Raw genomic sequence first — 18,650 nt, forward strand, 5'->3', positions numbered from 1 at the left:
CATTGAACAGGACGAGGAAACTTAGACGGAGCGTTTCGATCGCCATGCTGAGCGGCGTGATGCTGACGACCGGAACGCCCGCCGTTTTGATGAACGCGGCCCATGCCGAGCCGTTATCGGTGATGGACAGCGCGCAGCAAACCCAGCTTAACCAGCCTAGCGGCATCCGATTGGATCATACGCCGCCGGCATGGATTCCGGAAAAGCAAAATTATACGGTTACGGCTGTCGTGTACGGCGCGGATCAACCATGGAGCGGGCAAATCCGTTTTTCGGTGGACGGGAAAGATTTCGGCCCGGTCGAGTTGAAGCCATCGGGACAACAGCCGGATACATACACGGGAGACATTCCGGGCGAAACGCTGATCGGGCGGGAGTTGAAGTATTCGATCGATGTGTTGGACTCCGGAGGGAACGTCATTCGGACCGGCGCTTACGCCGCTGCCATCCGGTCTTTGCAGGCGGAAGCACTTGCGGCACAGGTTGACGCGCCGGCGCTGCTCATTACGGAAATGGTGCCGGACACGGCCGATTTGCCGGGATCGAGCACGGACGCCTACGAATTCGTGGAGGTTTACAACAACACGGATCAGGATGTGAACTTTAAGGACTATTCTTTCTTTTACAATAACAGCAATCCGTGGACACCCGATCCGGGAACCGATATCATCATTCCGGCCCGCCAGCCGGTCGTGTTTTGGATCATGAACGGAAAAAACGACCCGTTAACGGCGGATCAGTTCAACGCCAATTTCGGCACGAATCTGGTTGAAGGCGTCCATCTGTTCCGGATTTCCGGAGGCGGCGGGATGGCGAACGGCAGCGCCAGAACGCTTGCCATCAAAGGCAAAAGCGGAGAAACGATCGTGTCGGCCGCTTATGGGCCGGAACATGTCAAACCCAATATGGGCATCTTTTTCAAGCATCCGGTGGCGGGAAGCACGCTGATGACCGTCATGGCGGAATCCGGGAAAACGGCGGCCACGCCGGGGGAAATCGATCCTTCGCAAGCCGTTCCGCCGGTCATCGAAGAAGGAAAACAAACCGAAATCACCCATACGCCGGCGGACGTCGTCAATGCCAATGATTATGAAATCAAAGCCCATGTGAAAAACCCGGGCACAAACGCGGACGGCTCCAAAGCCCCTGTCAAGCTGCTTTACAAAACGCCGTCCCAAGCCAGATACACCGTAGCGACGATGACGGATTCGGGCAACACGGGCGATTATACGGCGACGATTCCTGCAGCCGCGCTTGCGGAACCTACGCTGCAATACCGCATTCTGGCGGGCCAGCTCGACAAGCCATATACCACCCGGGTCAACATGGATCCGTTCGATCCGTCCAAGGCGCCGGTGCTGCTCGTGACGGAGCTTGTGCCCAACACGGCCAACGTGCCGGGCACGTCGACGGATGCGTACGAATACATCGAGGTGTACAACAACTCCGACCAGCCGGTAAATTTCAAAAACTACAAAATCTATTACCGCTATCCGGATAAAGGCCCGGCAGCCGACGTAGAGTGGCCGTCCGTGAACCCTGACTTTGTTATTGCGCCGAAACAATCCGTCGTGTTCTGGATTAAAAACAGCGCCAACACGACCTACACGGAAAACGACTTCAACCAATTTTACAAAACGAACCTGATTCCGGGGCAGACGCTGCAGTCGATTCAAAGCGACGGCATGGCCAATTCCGGCAGACGGGCGGTCGTGATCAAAACGAATACCGGCAGGGAAATTTCCTCCGCGTATTACGACGCCGATCTGACGTATGAGGGCGGAACGAAAGGCGATGAAACGAAAGAGGACAAGGCGATCGTTTTCGGCTACCCGATGAACGGCGGCACGGTGATGATCAAAGCCGGATCGGGTACGGACTCGCCGACGCCGGGATCCGTCACGCCTTCGCAGGTTCCCGCAGAACCGGTCCATGTCGTCGCGGACACCGTTTCGCCGACGGTACAGGACGCAACGGGAGTCAAGGAAGCGGACCAGTCCAAAGGGCTGGAGCTTAAGGCCGATGCCAAGGATGATCGCGAGGTGACTTCGGTCGAAGTATTCGTCCGTTCGGACAAGCAGGCCGCATTTAGCGGGCACCGCCTGACGGAAGATTTTAACGACATGCTGTACCATTACAAGCTGAGCCCTGCCGATTTGATCGGACGCAAGTTCATCGAATATTATTTCGTCGTTTCCGACGGAGTGAATGAAACGAAATCCGACACGACCAGAGTGGCTGTCACCGGAGGGGTGAGCGATGCGCCGCTTCGCCTGAACGTAAAGGATCAGGAGATCGTGAAGGGGATCCATACGGTCAAAGGGACTTCGGAAGCGGCCGGAACCGCGGGCGTAACTTTAAGCATCGACGGGAAAAAGCTGCCGGACCCAGGCACGTATGCCGGACTTGAACATGACGCTTATTTCGTATTCGACGCCGTCAACGTCGATTATTACTTCAAAAACGCGGTGACGATGGGACCTCCGGAACTGGAGGACAAAACGATTCTGTATACCTTTATGGATCCGATCACCACGTATACGACGTTGTCCTTTCCGATCGGCGCAGAGCGCTTAAAGGCGGGAGACAATGTCATCTATATCCGGGCGGGCTCCAAAACTTCTCCTTTCGATAAACGTCCGGAAGAGAACAAAGACGATTTCGAAGTGAAAAACGTCCGATTGCTGCTGGCCGACGGCACCGAAATTTGGGATCCTGCCTACGCCGAAAAAGAAAAGCAGATCAAGATGGGCGATTCGGCAGGCAAAAGCGAGTCGATCGGATTTCATTTTGATCTGAAGCCGGAACACCTGAAAGCGAAAGCGTACGACTGGGATACGACTGCCGTGCCGGACGGCGCCCATCAAGTGGCCGTTTCCGACGGCACGGAGCAAGTGACCGCAAACGTGATCGTGGACAATACCGCCCCGACCATCAAGCCGACGGTAGAAGAAGGCAAGGAATACCGCGGGGAATTCGTCATCGATGCCGAGATCAAGGACGCCCTGGCAGGCGTGGACAAGGTGTCCGTAAAGCTGGACGACAAGCCGGTTGAGCTTCCTTTCAAAACCTCTTCCGGGGAAATGAAAGGCGGAACCCATAAGCTGTATATCCAGGCGGCCGATAAGATTGGAAACATTTCCGAAACGACCGTGAGCTTCAAAGTGCCCGACGAGAATCCGCTGCCTCCGGAGCTGGTCAGCCCTAAGCAGGGCCAGACTCATGCCGGGACCGATGCGGATCTGACCGTCAAAGTCCAGGACCCGAACCAGGATCCGTTAAACGTGACGTTTTACAAGGGCTACAAATATGACGGCAGCCGCGCGGAAGGATTTTCGGGCTACATGAATACGTCCGTAACCGAACCGCCGAAAGAGATGGCTCCAGCGGGAGAAAAGGCCATGGGCGCGGCGGATTACGAAAAAATCAGCGCGGTGGACGGGAAATATCTCGTCAACGATTCCGTGGAACAATTCCCTTACCAGCGCTTTGAAGTGAAGCTTGATCCTTCGGTAAAAAGCACCGACCGGGTGGACATCGAATGGAAGGGGAAATCGCTGGAAGGACGGAAAGTAAGCTTGTATGCCTGGAGCCCGTCGCAAGGAAAGTGGGTGCAGCTCGATCAAGTCATCGCCGGTACGGATGATTTCGGCTTGAATGCGGTGGTCAAAGCAGGAGATTATGCGAGCGGCCAAGTCATCGAGGTCATGGTGCAGGACGAAATTGCGGTCCAAGCGGCCAACAGCGGCAGCAAGCCGACGCCGGAATCGCAGGACCCTTACGATTTTTCGTTCGTCTGGATGTCCGACACCCAATATTACTCCCAAAGCTATCCGCAGATTTATCAAAAAATCGTGAACTGGGTCGTCGAGCAAAAAGATAAAATGAACATCAAATACGTGATCCATACCGGCGACGTCGTCGATAAATCCTATCAGGAATACCAATGGATCGAAGCCGACAAGGACATGAAGGTGCTGGAAGACGCCAACATTCCGTACGGCGTGCTGGCAGGCAACCATGACGTCGATCACCAGAACAACGATTATACGAAGTTCAAGGAATATTTCGGCGAAAACCGCTTCAAAAACAACCAGGTGTTCGGCGGGTCGTACGACAATAACCGCGGCCATTACGACTTGGTATCGTCGAACGGGAACGACTTCATCATCGTGTACATGGGATGGGGACTCGGCGACAAGGAAATCGAATGGATGAACGAGGTCGTTTCCAAATATCCGGAACGCAAGGCGATTTTGTGCCTGCATGAATATTTGCTCGTATCCAACAACCGGGCGCCGATTGCCGATCAAATTTTCGAAAAGGTCGTAAAGCCGAACAAAAACGTCATCGCGGCGTTGTCCGGGCATTATCACGACGCGGAGCTGAAAGTGGATCAATTGGACGATAACGGGGACGGCATCCCCGACCGCAGCGTGTATCAAATGCTGGCCGATTATCAGGGTGCTCCCGAAGGCGGACTGGGTTACATCCGACTCATGCAATTCGACATGAAAAACAACAAGCTCCACATCAAGACGTATTCGCCGTATTTGGACGATTACAATTACTATGATCCGGAGACGGAAAAAGGCAAGGACGAATTCAGCCTCGATTTGGGCCTTGAACCGGCAACCAAACGGGTGGCCACCGATTATATCGGCGTAAAGGTTTATACCGACCAGCAAATCGGCGCCAAGTCGGGCGTTCCAAGCGGCACGGAAACCTCCGTGGCGTGGAAAGGCCTCCCGGCCAACAGCTATGAGCAATGGTATGTCAAAGCGGAAGATGAGCATAGCGGCAGCGCGCTGTCGGATATTTGGGGCTTTTATACCGGGGCCAAAACCGGCGAAGCGCAGCCTCCCGGAGGCGGAGGAAGCGGCGGTGGCGGCAGCCAGGGTACGAATCCCGGCGTGCCAAACGTGCCGAAACCGCCAGTGACGGAAGCAGGCAATGGGCAGATCACGATAAAGCCGTCCTCCGACGGGGCGTACCATGCGGATGCGCAGGCGTTGGAACAAGCCGTTACGACGGCCGGCGGCGGCAAAGTCGTCGTCGAACTGGCAGGCGACGGCAAGCAGGACGGCGAATCGGCCGTGTATCTTCCTGCGGGAGCGTTAAAAAAGGCGAAAGACAGCGGACTTTCGGTCATCATTTCCGCGCCGGGTATCACGGTTACGCTGCCTGCGGCTTCGATGCCGGATCAGCTCGACGCGATCGATCAGCTGCTGCTTCGCATCGACACGTCCATGACTAGCGTCATGAAGCAAAAATTGAGCGACAATTTAAACGCCGCAAAGGACTATTCGTATGCGGGTCTCGTTTATTCGCTGCGGATGATCAAGTTGAAAGGGCAAACCGAATCGGAGGTTACCGCTTTCGGCAGTCCGGTCACGATCGAAAGAAGTTTGTCGGCCGAGCAGCAAAAACAGCTTCAAAGCGATTATGCAGGCGTATATCTTCTTGACCGGAAGCCGGTGTACAAGGGCGGCAGCTTCCGGGGAAGCGCCGTGACGTTTGCGGCCGGGGAGCCGGGCTCGTACGCGGTCCTCGAATATCGCAAGCAGTTCGTTGACGTGAAGGGTTCATGGGCCGAGGAATTTATTTCGAAGCTGACGGCCAAACATCTGATTCAAGGCGTGGATGAGGCACATTACGGCCCAAGCCGGCAGGTTACCCGGGCCGATTTCATTACCCTCGTTATGCGGGGAGCAGGGGTAGACTTGTCCGAAACCGCCAATACGTTTACGGATGTGCCTGCCGATGCTTATTATGCGGCAGCGGTCGCGCAAGCGTCGAAGCTTGGCATCGTTCAAGGCAGCGGCGGCAAGTTCCGGCCGCAGGATCCGGTCAGCCGCGAGGAAGCCGCCGTCATATTGATGAAAGCAAGCGATGCGCGGTACGGGACGAAACCGTCCGGTTCAGCCAATGCCGGGTTTACGGACATGAACCGGGTCTCCTCCTGGGCGAAGGAAGCCGTCGAACGCGTCAACGGGTTTGGTCTGATGACGGGCAAAGGCAATCTCCGCTTTGATCCGAAAGGGAACGTCACCCGGGCGGAAATGGCTAAGATGGTGTATATGCTGATGAACAAAGAATAAATCTATATTGAGTGTACAGAGAAACCGTTCCTTTCAGTAGATGGTGGGTGGTACATCCATTCTAACTAAAGGGCGGTTTCTTTTTTGTTCTGTTTTTAATGGGGCCGCCCTCAAGATCCAAAATCTTTTGGGACGGCCTCGTTTTGAACGATGATCGATCGGTCCCGTGCGGAGTCTTTTTGCCGCGGCTGTCACGCATCCATGGTATACTGTATATGAAACTTTGGAAATGGTTCCCGAAGCAGCCATATAAAAAATAGAATCATCGCGGAGGGAATTCATCGGCTTTGCAGCATAGGATAAACCGTATATGGCCAGGAGACAGAAAGGAGCGGCGATTTGAAAACTTGGTTTGCCTATAACTGGCAGGTTCGCGACGAGTGGTTTGAGGCGTTTTCCGTGCTGCCTGTGGACGAACTTGCAAAGGAACGGACGGGGGGCGTCGGCTCGATCCTGAAGACGCTGTTCCATATCGTCGACGTGGAGCTCAGCTGGATCCGGGCTATCGAAGGCATGGAGGATTGGGAGCCCCGCTTTGAGGAATACCAATCGCTGGAGAGAATCAAGGAATTGTCCGATGCGGGCCGCAAACAAATCCGGGATATGTTATCGACAGCGGATGCCGAAAAGGAGCAAACAGCCGTCCAAGTCCCGTGGCACAAGGGGCCGCTTTTGTACGGGGAGGTGCTGCGGCACGTCATTGCCCATGAAATCCATCACGTCGGCCAGCTTTCGGTTTGGGCCAAGGAGCTTGGCATCCGGCGGGTATCGGCGAATGTGATCGACCGTGGGCTTGGCGAAGTCCTGCTTCAGGAAAAATCGATCCGGACCCTATTCTAAGACCAGGAAAAGGTGTGTTTTTGTATGATTTCGGTAAGCAGCATGAACGAGGAGGATGCGGCGGCAATTGCCGCATGGCGGTACCCTCATCCTTATGAACTTTACAGCATGGACGGAAGCGAAGAGGACGCGGCCGAATTGTTGAACGGGGATTATGTGTCCGTGAAGGACGCGGAAGGACGCGTCATCGGATTTTTTTGCACGGGAATTTCCGCCCGCGTCCCCGGCGGTTACGCAGCGGGAATTTATGAGGACGAAACGCTGGTCGACTTTGGGCTGGGGATGAAGCCCGAATTGACCGGGCAGGGCCAAGGAAGCCGCTTTGTCGGCGCCGGAGTCGATTACGTCAGACGGACATTTCCGGGAAAAGGAGTCCGGCTGGTTGTCGCCTCGTTTAACGAGCGGGCCATCCGGGCTTACGAAAAGGCGGGGTTCGAACGAACCTGCGTTTTCGATTCGCCGGTGCACGGCGAAAAAACCAGGTTTGTTTGCATGGTCAGAAGGGATGGATGACATGGCCGCAGCCGGTCCGGAACCGTTCGAAAAACCGCGATTTCAGCGGCGATGTATTATTTTTCCACGGCGGTTCTCCTTGACTTTTGGCAATAATTTGGTTTTATCATATAGGGAACAAAAAGAGTCATTGTGAATCGAATCTATGAAAAATCAGGTGAACAACATGCGAATTGCGCTTTTTGATTCAGGGTTAGGCGGTTTGACCGTACTTTCTGAAGCCGTGAAGCAGCTGCCCGAAGAGGATTTTTTATTTTTTGCCGATACCCTTCATGTACCCTATGGCACGAAAACCAAGGAGCAGGTGCAGGACTTTGTGCGTGAATCGCTGAATCAAATTTTGCAGGAAGACATCAAGGCGCTGGTCATCGCCTGCAATACGGCAACCGGCGCGGCGGCTGCGGAGCTGCGGCGGGAGTACAATTTTCCGATCATCGGGATGGAGCCTGCGGTAAAGCCGGCCGTCGAAATGAACCGCGATACCGGAAAAAGAGTCCTGGTCGCCGCTACGCCGCTGACACTTCATCAATCCAAATATACCCAGCTTGTCTCCCGCGTTGACGACCACAGCATCGTCGACTCGCTTCCGCTGCCCGAACTGGTTGCGTATTGCGAGGCGATGCAGTTCGATCCGGACGTGATCGAGGCTTATTTTCGCGAAAAGTTCGCCTCGTACGATTTGAACGATTACGGGACGTTGGTATTGGGATGCACTCATTTTCCTTTTTACAAACCGCTTTTGCGCCGGATTCTGCCTGCGCATATGGACATCATCGACGGCAGCCGCGGCACGGTCCGCAGGCTCCGCCAGGTTTTGGCGGAACGGAAGCTCTTAGGCTCCAAAGGCAACGGAGACATCCGTTTCGCGTGCTCCAGCCGGGAACCGGAATATTTGCGCAAAATGCAGCAAGCTTTCGAGTTGTACCGCAGCCGCGAAACCGTAAACGAAGGAGAAAAGGTGACGGGCTGAAGCGGTGTGTTTCCTTAAGTCTTCAGCCGGCCGCCAGTTTCCGCAGCGTTTGCGAAATGTTGCCGTCTTGATACATGCCGCCGTGATAGCAGATGACGGTTTCGATGTCGTAGTCCGCAAGCTTTTTGACCGAGGCCTTCGCCCGCTCCATATCAAGCGTCTGGTCCGGATCCGGACCGCATAAACGCCCGTCCGCGACGCGGAGCGCGTCGGCGGCGATCAGCGTTTTGCTTGGAATATGGTACAGGCTGATATGTCCGGGCGTGTGCCCGGAGGTGGCAATCACTTCGATGCCGCCGCATAACGGCAAAATTTGTCCGTCATGGATCACCCGGTGTACGGGGGATTTGGGCGGATTTTTTAACATGGAGAGAAAAGCCTGCTTCCACGCGTCGGACACGCCGGGAGGAATCATCGCTTCCGCTGCGGCAAGCGCTTCGGGCGTGATTTTCAAAATCATCTTCTCCCCTTCGATATAAGGCTTCTCTTCCGCACTTGCCATCACTTCGATGCCGCGCTTGGATTGTTCGAGCATTGCGGGAAGGTTTCCGATATGGTCGAGATCCTGATGCGTTATTATGACCTGGGTCACGTCCTGAAGGCCAAGCCCGTACAGGCTTAAAGCCTCGGCAAATTTCGCGATTTGGCCGGGATATCCGGCATCGACCAAAACGGCGCGCTCACGGTCATGGATCAAGACGGGATGAATCACTTCGGTTTTTCCCATGACGAACGAGGCGATCTCCAGCATATGAATCCGGCTTTCATGATTTGACGGGTTTATGTTCATAACGCACCTCCAAGGATTGGATAACGTTCCATTGCAGGTACTATCATAGCGGGTTAAAAACAAGAAGTCAAAGCAAAATATTATATCATAACATGAAAATAATAATTTGTCAAGATATAAAATATAGATATTCTGCGCTGCCGAATCTTAAAAAAAGAGCCGGATTTCTCCTTTCGAGAATCCGGCTTTTAAAGAATTGGGTGGAAGTTGGATAGATAAAAACGAAAAAAAAGAAAAATGAAAAAAACGTTCCAGGGACAAATTATTCCGGTTTAACGAGAATTTTAACCTGGTTTTTTTCCTTGAGCAGCGTTTCGAAGCCTTCGGAAAGTACGTCATGGAGCGAAATGCGTTTGGTTACGAGCTTCTCGGCAGGGAAATATCCCTGCTCCATCAGGCTGATGACCGCCGGAAATACGTCGCGGTAGCCGATGATGCCTTTGACGGTGCGCTCCATCATCACGACGTTATTCGGATGGATCGGCGCTTCTCTTTCGAAAATGCTGACGATCATCAGCTCGCCGCCCATTTTGGTGGACGCCAGCGCCTGCGTCAGAACGGGAGGAACGCCGGTGACTTCATAAGCGACGTCGACGCCGCCGTGCGTGCGTTCGTGGATTTCCTTCACGGCGTCGAATTCCTTCGGATCGATGACGATCGCGCCAAGCTCCGCCGCTTTTTGCTTCCGTTCCGGCGACAGCTCGACCGCATAAATTTCGGACGCGCCGGAAGCTTTTAATGCCTCGATCACCAGCAGTCCGATCGGTCCGGTGCCGAATACGGCCGCTTTATCGCCGACTTTCAGCTTGCTGGAACGGACCGCATGAAGGGCGACGGCCGACGGTTCGACAAGCGCGCCTTGTTCGTAGGACACGGAGTCCGGGATTTTATGCACCATGCGTTCGTCCGCGGCCACGTAACCGGAAAATCCGCCGCCACCGCCGGCAAGGCCGAGAAAGCCCATTTTGGAGCACAGATTGTATTTGCCCTGCTTGCATGCTTCGCATTCGCCGCAGGCATAAATCGGTTCGACGACGACGCGGTCGCCTACGCCGAATTTCGTGACGCCTTCGCCGATTTCGACGATTTGCCCGGAAAATTCATGTCCCATCACGATCGGCGCTTTTTCGCCGGTCAGCGGATGAGGGGCGGTATTCGGAATGAAAATCGGTCCCGCCGTGTATTCGTGCAAGTCGCTGCCGCAGATGCCGCACCACTCCACTCTGATTTTCACTTTGCCTTTTCCTGCGGCAGGTTCTTCGATGTTGTCGAGACGCAGGTCTCTTTGGCCATGCCATCTTAATGCTTTCATGCTTGACATCTCCATTCGGTAATAAGGTCTGAATATGATCAGAAGAGCATCGTTTGCTCATCATACGGAAACGTTTCCGGAAACTAATATGTCACAACTTGTCGGGATTGTCAAATGCGTTTTGGAAGGGAACAGGCGGATAGGATACTGAATCCAAAAGCTTTTTTCGCATCGTATCACGGAAATCGTCCGGCATGATTTATCTGGATAAACCATTGATGGTATAATAGAAATAAGGGTTGAAAATGTGTAAACAGATAGGAAACGATTCCGAACTAAGGAGGGCCAAATCGGTTTGTCGAAAAATTCAAAGGTAACCATCGAAGACGTGGCCCAAAAAGCCGGTGTGGGAATTGCGACGGTATCCAGAGCCATCAACAATTCGGGGGGCATCAGCGAAAAAACGAAAGCGAAAGTGCTGGAGGCGATCGAGGAGCTTGGATTCATTCCGAGCATTGCGGCGCAAAGCCTTAAGGTGCGGAACACGTACCAGATCGCGCTGGCTGTGCCCGATATACGCAACGCGTTTATGCCGGAAATCGCCTGGTCCGTGGAGCAGGCCGCCAAACACCACGGCTATCGGGTGGTCAACATCAACACGTCCGGCATCGGGCAGGTCGAGCTGGAAACGATCCGGGACGTCAAAAAACTGCATGTGGACGGCCTGATCATTTTGCCGCTGGCTTATCCGAAAAACTTCGTGGAGCTCGTGAACAAAACTCCGCTGCCAATATCGATCATCAATTACGGCAAAAAGCTCGATCCCGACATTAAAGCGGACGTCGTCTGCATGTCGCAGCAGGAAGGGCGCCTTGCGATGGAGCATCTGATCGGCATCGGCCGCACGCGGATCGGGTACGCCGGGGCGCCGAGGGATATCATCGAAGAGCGTTACAATGCGTACGTCAATTCGTTGACTCATGTGGATTTGTCGCTTGTTTATTTCGGCGAGGACTTTTCGTTAAGCACGGGGGCGAAGGCGGCCGATTACTTCAAAAGTTTGAAGAACATGCCGGACGCGGTTTACGCCGGAAACGACATGGTGGCGATCGGCCTGATCAACCGCTTCAAGGAGCTTGGGGTCAGGGTGCCGGAGGATGTGGCGGTGGTAGGCATCGACAACAACATATGGACGACGCTCACATCGCCGCAAATCAGCTCGGTATCCATCATGGGAGCGGAGGTGTCCCGTTTGGCGACGGAGCTGCTGCTGAAACGAATCCGCGATCAATCCAAAGGCGTATACGAAAGGGTGCAGTTCGAGCCGAGGCTGATCGTGCGCGAGTCTAGCGTGAAAATGAAGCGGAGCACGGTTTACTTGGAGTAATCGGACTCGGAAGGGAATAAGGTGGAAAGATGAATATTGAACAAAAGATTCGTCAGGCCATATCGCTGCGGGCATCGGGCGACGCGGAACAAGCCAGGGAATGTTGGCTGTCGCTGCTGGAGGAGGAGCCGGGCAATGCGGAAATTTGGTACCAAACGGCATGGACCCATGATGCTCTCGGGCTCGAAAGGGAGGCGGTGCCGTATTATGAGGAGGCCATCCGGTTAGGGCTTGGCGAAGAATCGCTGGCCGGCGCGCTGCTTGGTCTCGGAAGCACGCTTAGAACGCTCGGGGAATACGGCCGGGCATCGGAGGTGCTTGAACAGGGGCTCAGAACGTTTCCGGAGCGAAGAGAATTCCGCGTCTTTTATGCGATGGTGTTGTATAATCTAGGCAGACACGCGCAGGCGATGGAGCTGCTGCTTGCCGAAATCGCCGATACGTCCGGGGATGACGGGATTCGCGGCTACGCCAAGGCGATCCGCTTTTATGCGGATAAGCTGGATGAAGTATGGGAGTGAGCGTAACGCTCAGAGGGTCTCAAGGGGAGGGGCGAGCGGATGAAGTTGCAAGGCATCAACCATCTATGCTTTTCGGTTTCGAACCTGGACGCTTCGGTTTCTTTTTATGAACATGTGCTTGGCGCCAAACGGCTTGTCCAAGGGAAAAAGCTTGCCTATTTCGACCTGGACGGGCTGTGGATTGCGCTGAACGAAGAAGACGTCGAGCGGGAAACGATGCCACGGACGTATACTCATATCGCCTTTTCGGTGAAGGAAGAGGAGTTTGAACTTTGGCTCCGCCGTTTAAGCGAGCTTCATGTGCGGGTGCTTCCCGGAAGGGAGCGCGACGAAAGGGACAAACGATCGGTGTACTTCCTGGACCCGGACGGTCACCGCTTCGAGCTGCATACGGGGACGCTTCGTGACCGGCTTGATTATTACCGGGAAGAAAAAGGACACATGACATTTTACGACGAATGGCAGGGGGAACGATCATGACAACGATAGGTTGGGTCAGACACGGCATCACGGATTGGAACGTGGAGAAAAAAGCGCAGGGCCAAACGGATATTCCTTTAAACGACACGGGGCGGGCTCAAGCACGGGCGCTGGCGGAACGTTTCCGGCACGAAACATGGGACGCGGTGTATACCAGCGATCTGTCGCGGGCCAGGGAGACGGCCGAAACGATCGCAAAAGCGCTGGGCATTCCGCTATATGTGGATGAGCGATTGCGAGAGAAGGGCTGCGGCAAAATCGAAGGCACGACGGAGGACGACAGAATCCGGATGTGGGGCGAGGATTGGAGAGAAATGGAGCTGGGCATCGAGACCGAGGAATCGATGATTTCCCGCGGAACCGAACTCGTGCGGCAGGTTTGCGAACGGCATCCGGGGCAGCGCGTGCTCCTCGTGAGCCACGGGGCCCTGATTTCAACGATGCTTCCGGCCCTCGTTGCGAACATGGAAACGCGCGAGCATCTTCACAATACTTCGGTCACGCTCATCCGCAAGCTGGATGAACTGTGGGTGTGCGATTTGTACAATTGCCGCCGCCATTTGGACGCGGTGAATCTGTAACCGAACCGGACCGCGGGGGAAGTATAATTTGGATCGCCTGCGAAATGAAGCATTGTGCAATGGTGGGCGTACAGGTATACTTTGGATATTGCCGATGTGTCCGCCGGTATCCGGCGCGGGTTGCCGAAGACCGGGAGAAGCGGGCGACAGGGGGCATCGAGACGATAGCAGACGGTGAGCAGGCGGCGGCATCGGCGGCCTTCCCCGGGCCGGGTACATACGGAAAGGGACGCTCACGTTCACGGCTAGGATGGGATGACAGGATATCTATGATTACGACCGTAACATTGAATGCAGCCATCGATAAGACGTATTATCTTCCGTCGTTTCCGCTGGGCAAGGTTTCACGGGTGCAGCGGTTTCGGGCCGCGCCGGGCGGCAAAGGAATCAACGTGGCAAAAGTCGTGGCCCAGCTTGGCGTGCCGGTGACCGCAACCGGTTTCGTAGGGGGATTCAACGGCGAAATGATCAAGCAGCTTCTGGACCGGATGGGGATCAAACATGATTTCGTATCCGTCGAAGGGGAATCGCGGGTTTGCCTGAACATTTTGGATGAGGAAAACGGCGTGTCCACCGAGCTGTTGGAGCCGGGACCAATCGTGGGCCCGGAAGCTTTGGCGCAGATGGAGGATAAAATCCGCGAGCATGCGGCCAAGTCCCGTATCGTTTGCTTCAGCGGCAGTCTGCCTGCCGGCGTTCCGAAGGATTTTTACGTGAAGCTGGTGGGCATCGCCAAGGAAGCCGGGGCTTACGTGATTTTGGATGCGAGCGGGGACGCGCTGAGGCTGGGCCTGGAGGCAGGGCCGGATATGATCAAACCGAACGAGGAGGAAGTCGAAGGGCTTCTCGGGATCGAGGTCAAGGATGAGGCGGCGCTGCAAAAAGCGGTGGAAACGCTGCTGCAAACCTACGGCATGGAACGGATCAGCGTGTCGCTCGGCGGCGCGGGCTCCATGGTCGCATCATCGGACGGCTGTTTCCGGGTCGAGACGCCAAAAGTCGATGTCGTGAACACGGTCGGCTGCGGGGATTCCTACGTCGCCGGGATGGCGGTTTCGCTGGCCAATGGGTTGTCCTTTGAGGAAGGACTGGCTCTGGCTTCGGCAGCGGGCACCTCGAACGCCATGACGGACGAAGCGGGTCTCATCGAGCCGGAAACGGTGGAGCGGCTGCGCCAGCAGGTGCAGATCGCCAAAGTTTAGGATCCTGGCCGAGAGTTCATTTCGGATATGAGCCTGGCGCTTGAAGCGCCGGGCTTTTTGCCGTTTCCGCCTTCATTTTGCGAGCGGACGGGATGCTCCGCATGACCCGTTCCTGAAAACCCTTTATATTTCCGAAAAAGAAGGAATCGGCGGCGCAGGGGAAGAATGTTACCATCAAACGAGGATTAAAAGGAGAACTGCATGATTAAAGCGCTTATTTTTGATTTCGACGGACTGATCGTGGATACGGAATCGCCGGCCTACCACGCCTTTTGCAAAATATACGGGGAATACGGCAGAGAGCTGCCGCTCGAGCTGTACGCCCGATGCGTCGGCACTTCCTTCGATGCTTTTAACCCGTATACCCATCTCGCCGGATTGTTGGGGCAAGAAGGGGATCCCGAGCGGATCCGCCAGCAGGTCGACGTATGCTACCGCGATCTGCTGAAGGACGTGCAGCCAAGGCCCGGCGTCATATCGTACTTGCAGGAAGCGAAGAAGCTGGGGCTTCGGGTTTGCATCGCTTCGAGTTCTTACTACAACTGGATTGAGCCGTATTTGGACCGATTTAACCTCCACGGATATTTCGACTTTATCAACACGGCGGATTTGGTCAAAAAGGTAAAACCGGACCCCGAGCTCTATCTGCTGTCCCTGCAAAAGCTGGAGGTGCGACCGGAGGAAGCCGTTTCCTTCGAGGATTCCTTGAACGGTTTTAACGCAGCGAAGTCGGCCGGAGTGCGCACGGTGATCGTGCCGAACGAAATGACGGCGACCTTTAAGTTCGAAGGATACGACCTGATCATTCCCGACATGGAAGCGATGCCGTTAAACGAGCTGATCCGGCGGCTAGAGCGACAAAAACGGGTTGAGGAATCGGAATAATCATCCTTTGACATTCGATAAAAAAATTCATTTTTTTACATGTTTCCGATTGACGGATGACGGAGTGCCCCTTTATGATTATGAATAATCAATGGATTGTATGGAATGGAAAATTTTATACGATCGGCACTTCTTTTTTTTACCCAATTGCTTTAATGCTTTCGAACGCGAAAGCGATGTAGAGGAAAATGTTGGAGGGGTCTTTATGTTGAAGAAAAAATGGTTGCCAGTCGTTATGTCGGTGATTCTGGGAGCGGCGCTAGCGGGCTGCGGCAGCAGTGACGGCAAAAAAACGGAAGCGGGCGGGTCCGAAACCCAGACGGATAAGAAAACGTATAAAATCGCCATTTCCCAAATCATGGAACATCCGTCTCTGGATGCGACACGGGAAGGATTCCTCGCTGCCCTTAAAGATGCAGGGATATCCGAAGGCGACAATCTGAAGGTTGATTACAAAAATGCACAAGGGGATGCGGCGACGAATCTATCGATCGCTCAAACGATCGCTTCGAACAAGGAAGATCTCGTATTCACGATCGCTACAGGTTCGACTCAAGCTGTGGTAAAGCAAGTGAAAGACAAGCCGATTGTATTCGCGTCCGTCACGGATCCGGTTGATGCAAAAATCGTATCGAACCTGGAAAAACCGGGAGGCAACGTAACCGGCGTATCGGATACGAACCCGGCTGCGGTTCAGCGACTGACGGATTTTATCGCCAAATATTTCCCGAACATCAAAACGGTGGGGCTTGTCATCAACGAAGGAGAACCCAACGCGGAAGTTATGGCAAAAAACGCAGAAGAAATGTTCGGCAAACATAATATCAAGCTGGTAAGAGCGGCCGTGACAAATACGTCCGAAGTGAAGCAGGCTGCTCAGTCTTTGGTCGGCCGTTCCGACGCGTTTTTCACGACGTTGGATAATACCGTGGTCAGCGGCGTCGATTCGATCATCCAGGTGGCGAACGAAAATCATATCCCGTTTTTCTCCAGCGACTATGACACCGTAGAAAAAGGCGCGTTTGCGACGGTCGGATTCAAATATTTCGATCATGGCTATGAAGCCGGCAAAATCGCCGTGGATATCCTGAAAAACGGCAAAAACCCCGGCGACATCCCGGTAAGTATGCAGGAAAAGCTTGACGTCGTGCTGAACCTTAAGGCTGCTGAAGCGCAGGGCGTTACGGTGACGGACGAAATGAAAAACGAAGTTCAGGACAAGGATAACTATATTCTCAATAAGTAATAGTATGGATTGGTGATAGGGAGTGGCGATATCCTTCGTCCACTCCCTTCAATACATAAGGGAAGATGTCACGCTTTTTAGAAAAAGGCGACGAAGACGAGTGCTGAAATCGTACTGAAGGAGGAAAGTCATCATGATGAGTTTGAGTTCATTATTGGGTGCAGTCGAGCTTGGTCTTCTATACTCCCTGATGGCGCTTGGAGTCTATATTACGTTCCGGATTCTCGATTTTCCGGATTTGACCGTTGACGGCAGCTTTACGACGGGCGGCGGCATCGCGGCCGTCATGATCTCCCACGGTTATAATGCCTGGCTGACCTGTATCGTGGCCTTTATGGGCGGCCTCATCGCAGGGACAATTACTGGACTCCTGCATACGAAAGGGAAAATTAACGGACTATTGTCGGGGATATTGATGATGATTGCTCTTTATTCCATAAATATGCGGATCATGGGCAAACCGAATATCGCCATTATCGATGCCGGCACCGTGTTCACAACAGCCAATCCGTGGATTCTGCTTCCGGTGATCGTCATTATCGTATTGTTGCTGATGAACTGGTTTCTGCATACGGATCTTGGCCTCGCGCTTCGCGCGACGGGGGACAACGACCGGATGATCCGCAGCTTCGGCGCAAACACGGACACGACCAAAATCATCGGGGTTAGCCTTTCCAACGGTTTGGTTGCTTTGTCCGGAGCCCTGATCGCACAGCAATCCGGTTTTGCGGACATTTCAATGGGGATCGGGATGATCGTTATTGGGCTCGCTTCGGTCATTATCGGCGAAGCCATATTCGGGGCAAGAAACGTCATTCATGCCACGATTGCCGTCGTGCTGGGCTCGATTGTCTATCGGATCGTGGTCGCGCTCGCGCTTCGCGTCGAATGGCTGGATGCGTCGGATATAAAGGTGATCACCGCGGTGATCGTCATTATAGCGCTTGTTTTCCCGACGGCAAGCCGGGCGATCAAGCAGAAACAGCTTGCGAAGAGACGGACGCTCGAATTGACGGGCTCCGCACGGCAAGGTGCTTCGGGAGGTGATCTCCATGCTTGAGATTTCGCAGGTATCGAAGCTTTTTAATCCGGGGACGCCGGATGAAAAAATCGCGCTGCATCACATCCATTTGAAACTCAATCCCGGCGATTTTGTTACGATCATCGGAAGCAACGGGGCAGGCAAATCGACCTTGATGAACATTATTTCCGGCGTCATGAAGCCGGATGCAGGGAACGTAATCATAGAAGGCCAGGCGATTGGCGCTCTTCCCGAATATCGGCGCAGCAAATGGATCGGCCGCGTATTCCAGGATCCGATGGCGGGGACGGCCCCGCATATGACCATTGAGGAAAACTTGATCATGGCTTATCGCAGAGGGGCGCGTCGCGGGCTTTCGATCAGCATCAACGCCGGACGTCGCAGCATGTTCCGCGAATCGCTCAAACGTTTGGGCATCGGTCTCGAAAATCGCCTTCGCGCCAAAGTCGGGCTGTTGTCCGGCGGGGAACGGCAGGCGCTCAGCCTCCTGATGGCCACGTTCACGAAACCGCAAATCCTGCTTCTTGACGAGCATACCGCCGCGCTTGACCCGGCCCGGGCGGAGCTTATTACGAAGCTGACGGAGAACATCGTCCGGGAAATGCAGCTGACGACGCTGATGGTAACCCACAACATGGAGCAGGCGATCCGGCTTGGGAACCGGCTCATCATGATGGATAAAGGGCGGATCATACTCGATATCGACGAACAGCGGAAAAAACATTTGACCGTTGAGGAGCTGCTGGGCGAATTTGAGCGAATCAGCGGCCACAAGCTTTCCGATGACCGGGTTGTGTTAGGCTGATACCGGACGGATCAGTAAAACCGATGACTGAAATA

The 18,650-nt window shown here is 54.3% G+C and carries 15 protein-coding genes; 13 read left to right on the forward strand and 2 right to left on the reverse strand.

Going from position 1 to position 18,650, the window contains the following annotated elements; genetic code table 11:
* The first annotated feature begins 2 nt into the window (after positions 1–2).
* The 4 genes from GQY55_RS01775 (at position 3) to murI (ending at position 8,424) form a co-directional block, all read left to right on the forward strand.
* Positions 3–6,101 carry an S-layer homology domain-containing protein gene (locus tag GQY55_RS01775; RefSeq protein WP_160037597.1) on the forward strand — a complete coding sequence of 2,033 codons (6,099 nt, stop codon included), beginning with the start codon at positions 3–5 and terminating at the stop codon, positions 6,099–6,101.
* A gap of 339 nt (positions 6,102–6,440) precedes the next feature.
* Positions 6,441–6,941 carry a DinB family protein gene (locus GQY55_RS01780; protein WP_160037598.1) on the forward strand — a complete coding sequence of 167 codons (501 nt, stop codon included), beginning with the start codon at positions 6,441–6,443 and terminating at the stop codon, positions 6,939–6,941.
* 24 nt (positions 6,942–6,965) lie between these two features.
* Positions 6,966–7,454 carry a GNAT family N-acetyltransferase gene (locus GQY55_RS01785; RefSeq protein ID WP_160037599.1) on the forward strand — a complete coding sequence of 163 codons (489 nt, stop codon included), beginning with the start codon at positions 6,966–6,968 and terminating at the stop codon, positions 7,452–7,454.
* Positions 7,455–7,620: 166 nt separating this feature from the next.
* The gene (gene murI / locus GQY55_RS01790) at positions 7,621–8,424 is read left to right on the forward strand and encodes a glutamate racemase (RefSeq protein ID WP_160037600.1); all 804 of its coding nucleotides are present in this window, start codon (positions 7,621–7,623) and stop codon (positions 8,422–8,424) included.
* 22 nt (positions 8,425–8,446) lie between these two features.
* Here murI and GQY55_RS01795 read toward each other — a convergent pair whose 3' ends face one another.
* Entirely contained in the window at positions 8,447–9,214 is a 768-nt protein-coding gene (locus GQY55_RS01795) for an MBL fold metallo-hydrolase (protein WP_236575340.1), read from the reverse strand.
* A 262-nt stretch (positions 9,215–9,476) separates the two neighbouring features.
* Positions 9,477–10,526 carry a 2,3-butanediol dehydrogenase gene (locus GQY55_RS01800; protein WP_160037601.1) on the reverse strand — a complete coding sequence of 350 codons (1,050 nt, stop codon included), beginning with the start codon at positions 10,524–10,526 and terminating at the stop codon, positions 9,477–9,479.
* A gap of 295 nt (positions 10,527–10,821) precedes the next feature.
* Between GQY55_RS01800 and GQY55_RS01805 the strand changes: the two genes are divergently transcribed.
* From GQY55_RS01805 to GQY55_RS01845, 9 genes are all read left to right on the forward strand, one after another.
* Positions 10,822–11,853 (forward strand): LacI family DNA-binding transcriptional regulator, encoded by a 1,032-nt coding sequence (locus tag GQY55_RS01805; protein ID WP_160037602.1) that lies wholly within the window; start codon positions 10,822–10,824, stop codon positions 11,851–11,853.
* Between the two features lie 29 nt (positions 11,854–11,882).
* Entirely contained in the window at positions 11,883–12,374 is a 492-nt protein-coding gene (locus tag GQY55_RS01810) for a tetratricopeptide repeat protein (protein WP_160037603.1), read from the forward strand.
* Positions 12,375–12,413: 39 nt separating this feature from the next.
* A complete protein-coding gene (gene fosB, locus GQY55_RS01815; protein WP_160037604.1) occupies positions 12,414–12,854 on the forward strand; it encodes a metallothiol transferase FosB in 441 nt (146 codons plus the stop codon).
* Positions 12,851–13,435 (forward strand): histidine phosphatase family protein, encoded by a 585-nt coding sequence (locus GQY55_RS01820; protein ID WP_160037605.1) that lies wholly within the window; start codon positions 12,851–12,853, stop codon positions 13,433–13,435. The genes fosB and GQY55_RS01820 overlap by 4 nt, the downstream gene beginning before the upstream one ends.
* Before the next feature lie 269 nt (positions 13,436–13,704).
* A complete protein-coding gene (gene pfkB, locus GQY55_RS01825) occupies positions 13,705–14,637 on the forward strand; it encodes a 1-phosphofructokinase (RefSeq protein ID WP_160037606.1) in 933 nt (310 codons plus the stop codon).
* 201 nt (positions 14,638–14,838) lie between these two features.
* Complete coding sequence (locus tag GQY55_RS01830; RefSeq protein WP_160037607.1) at positions 14,839–15,522, forward strand: HAD family hydrolase; 684 nt, start codon at positions 14,839–14,841, stop codon at positions 15,520–15,522.
* A gap of 205 nt (positions 15,523–15,727) precedes the next feature.
* Positions 15,728–16,768, forward strand: a complete 1,041-nt coding sequence (locus GQY55_RS01835) for an ABC transporter substrate-binding protein (protein ID WP_160037608.1) — start codon at positions 15,728–15,730, stop codon at positions 16,766–16,768.
* A 133-nt stretch (positions 16,769–16,901) separates the two neighbouring features.
* A complete protein-coding gene (locus GQY55_RS01840) occupies positions 16,902–17,828 on the forward strand; it encodes an ABC transporter permease (protein WP_160037609.1) in 927 nt (308 codons plus the stop codon).
* Positions 17,821–18,615, forward strand: a complete 795-nt coding sequence (locus tag GQY55_RS01845; protein WP_160037610.1) for an ABC transporter ATP-binding protein — start codon at positions 17,821–17,823, stop codon at positions 18,613–18,615. The genes GQY55_RS01840 and GQY55_RS01845 overlap by 8 nt, the downstream gene beginning before the upstream one ends.
* The last annotated feature ends 35 nt before the right edge of the window (positions 18,616–18,650 follow it).

This window comes from Paenibacillus sp. USDA918EY (genome assembly GCF_009870825.1).
Taxonomy (GTDB): Bacteria; Bacillota; Bacilli; order Paenibacillales; family Paenibacillaceae; genus Paenibacillus_AQ; species Paenibacillus_AQ albilobatus.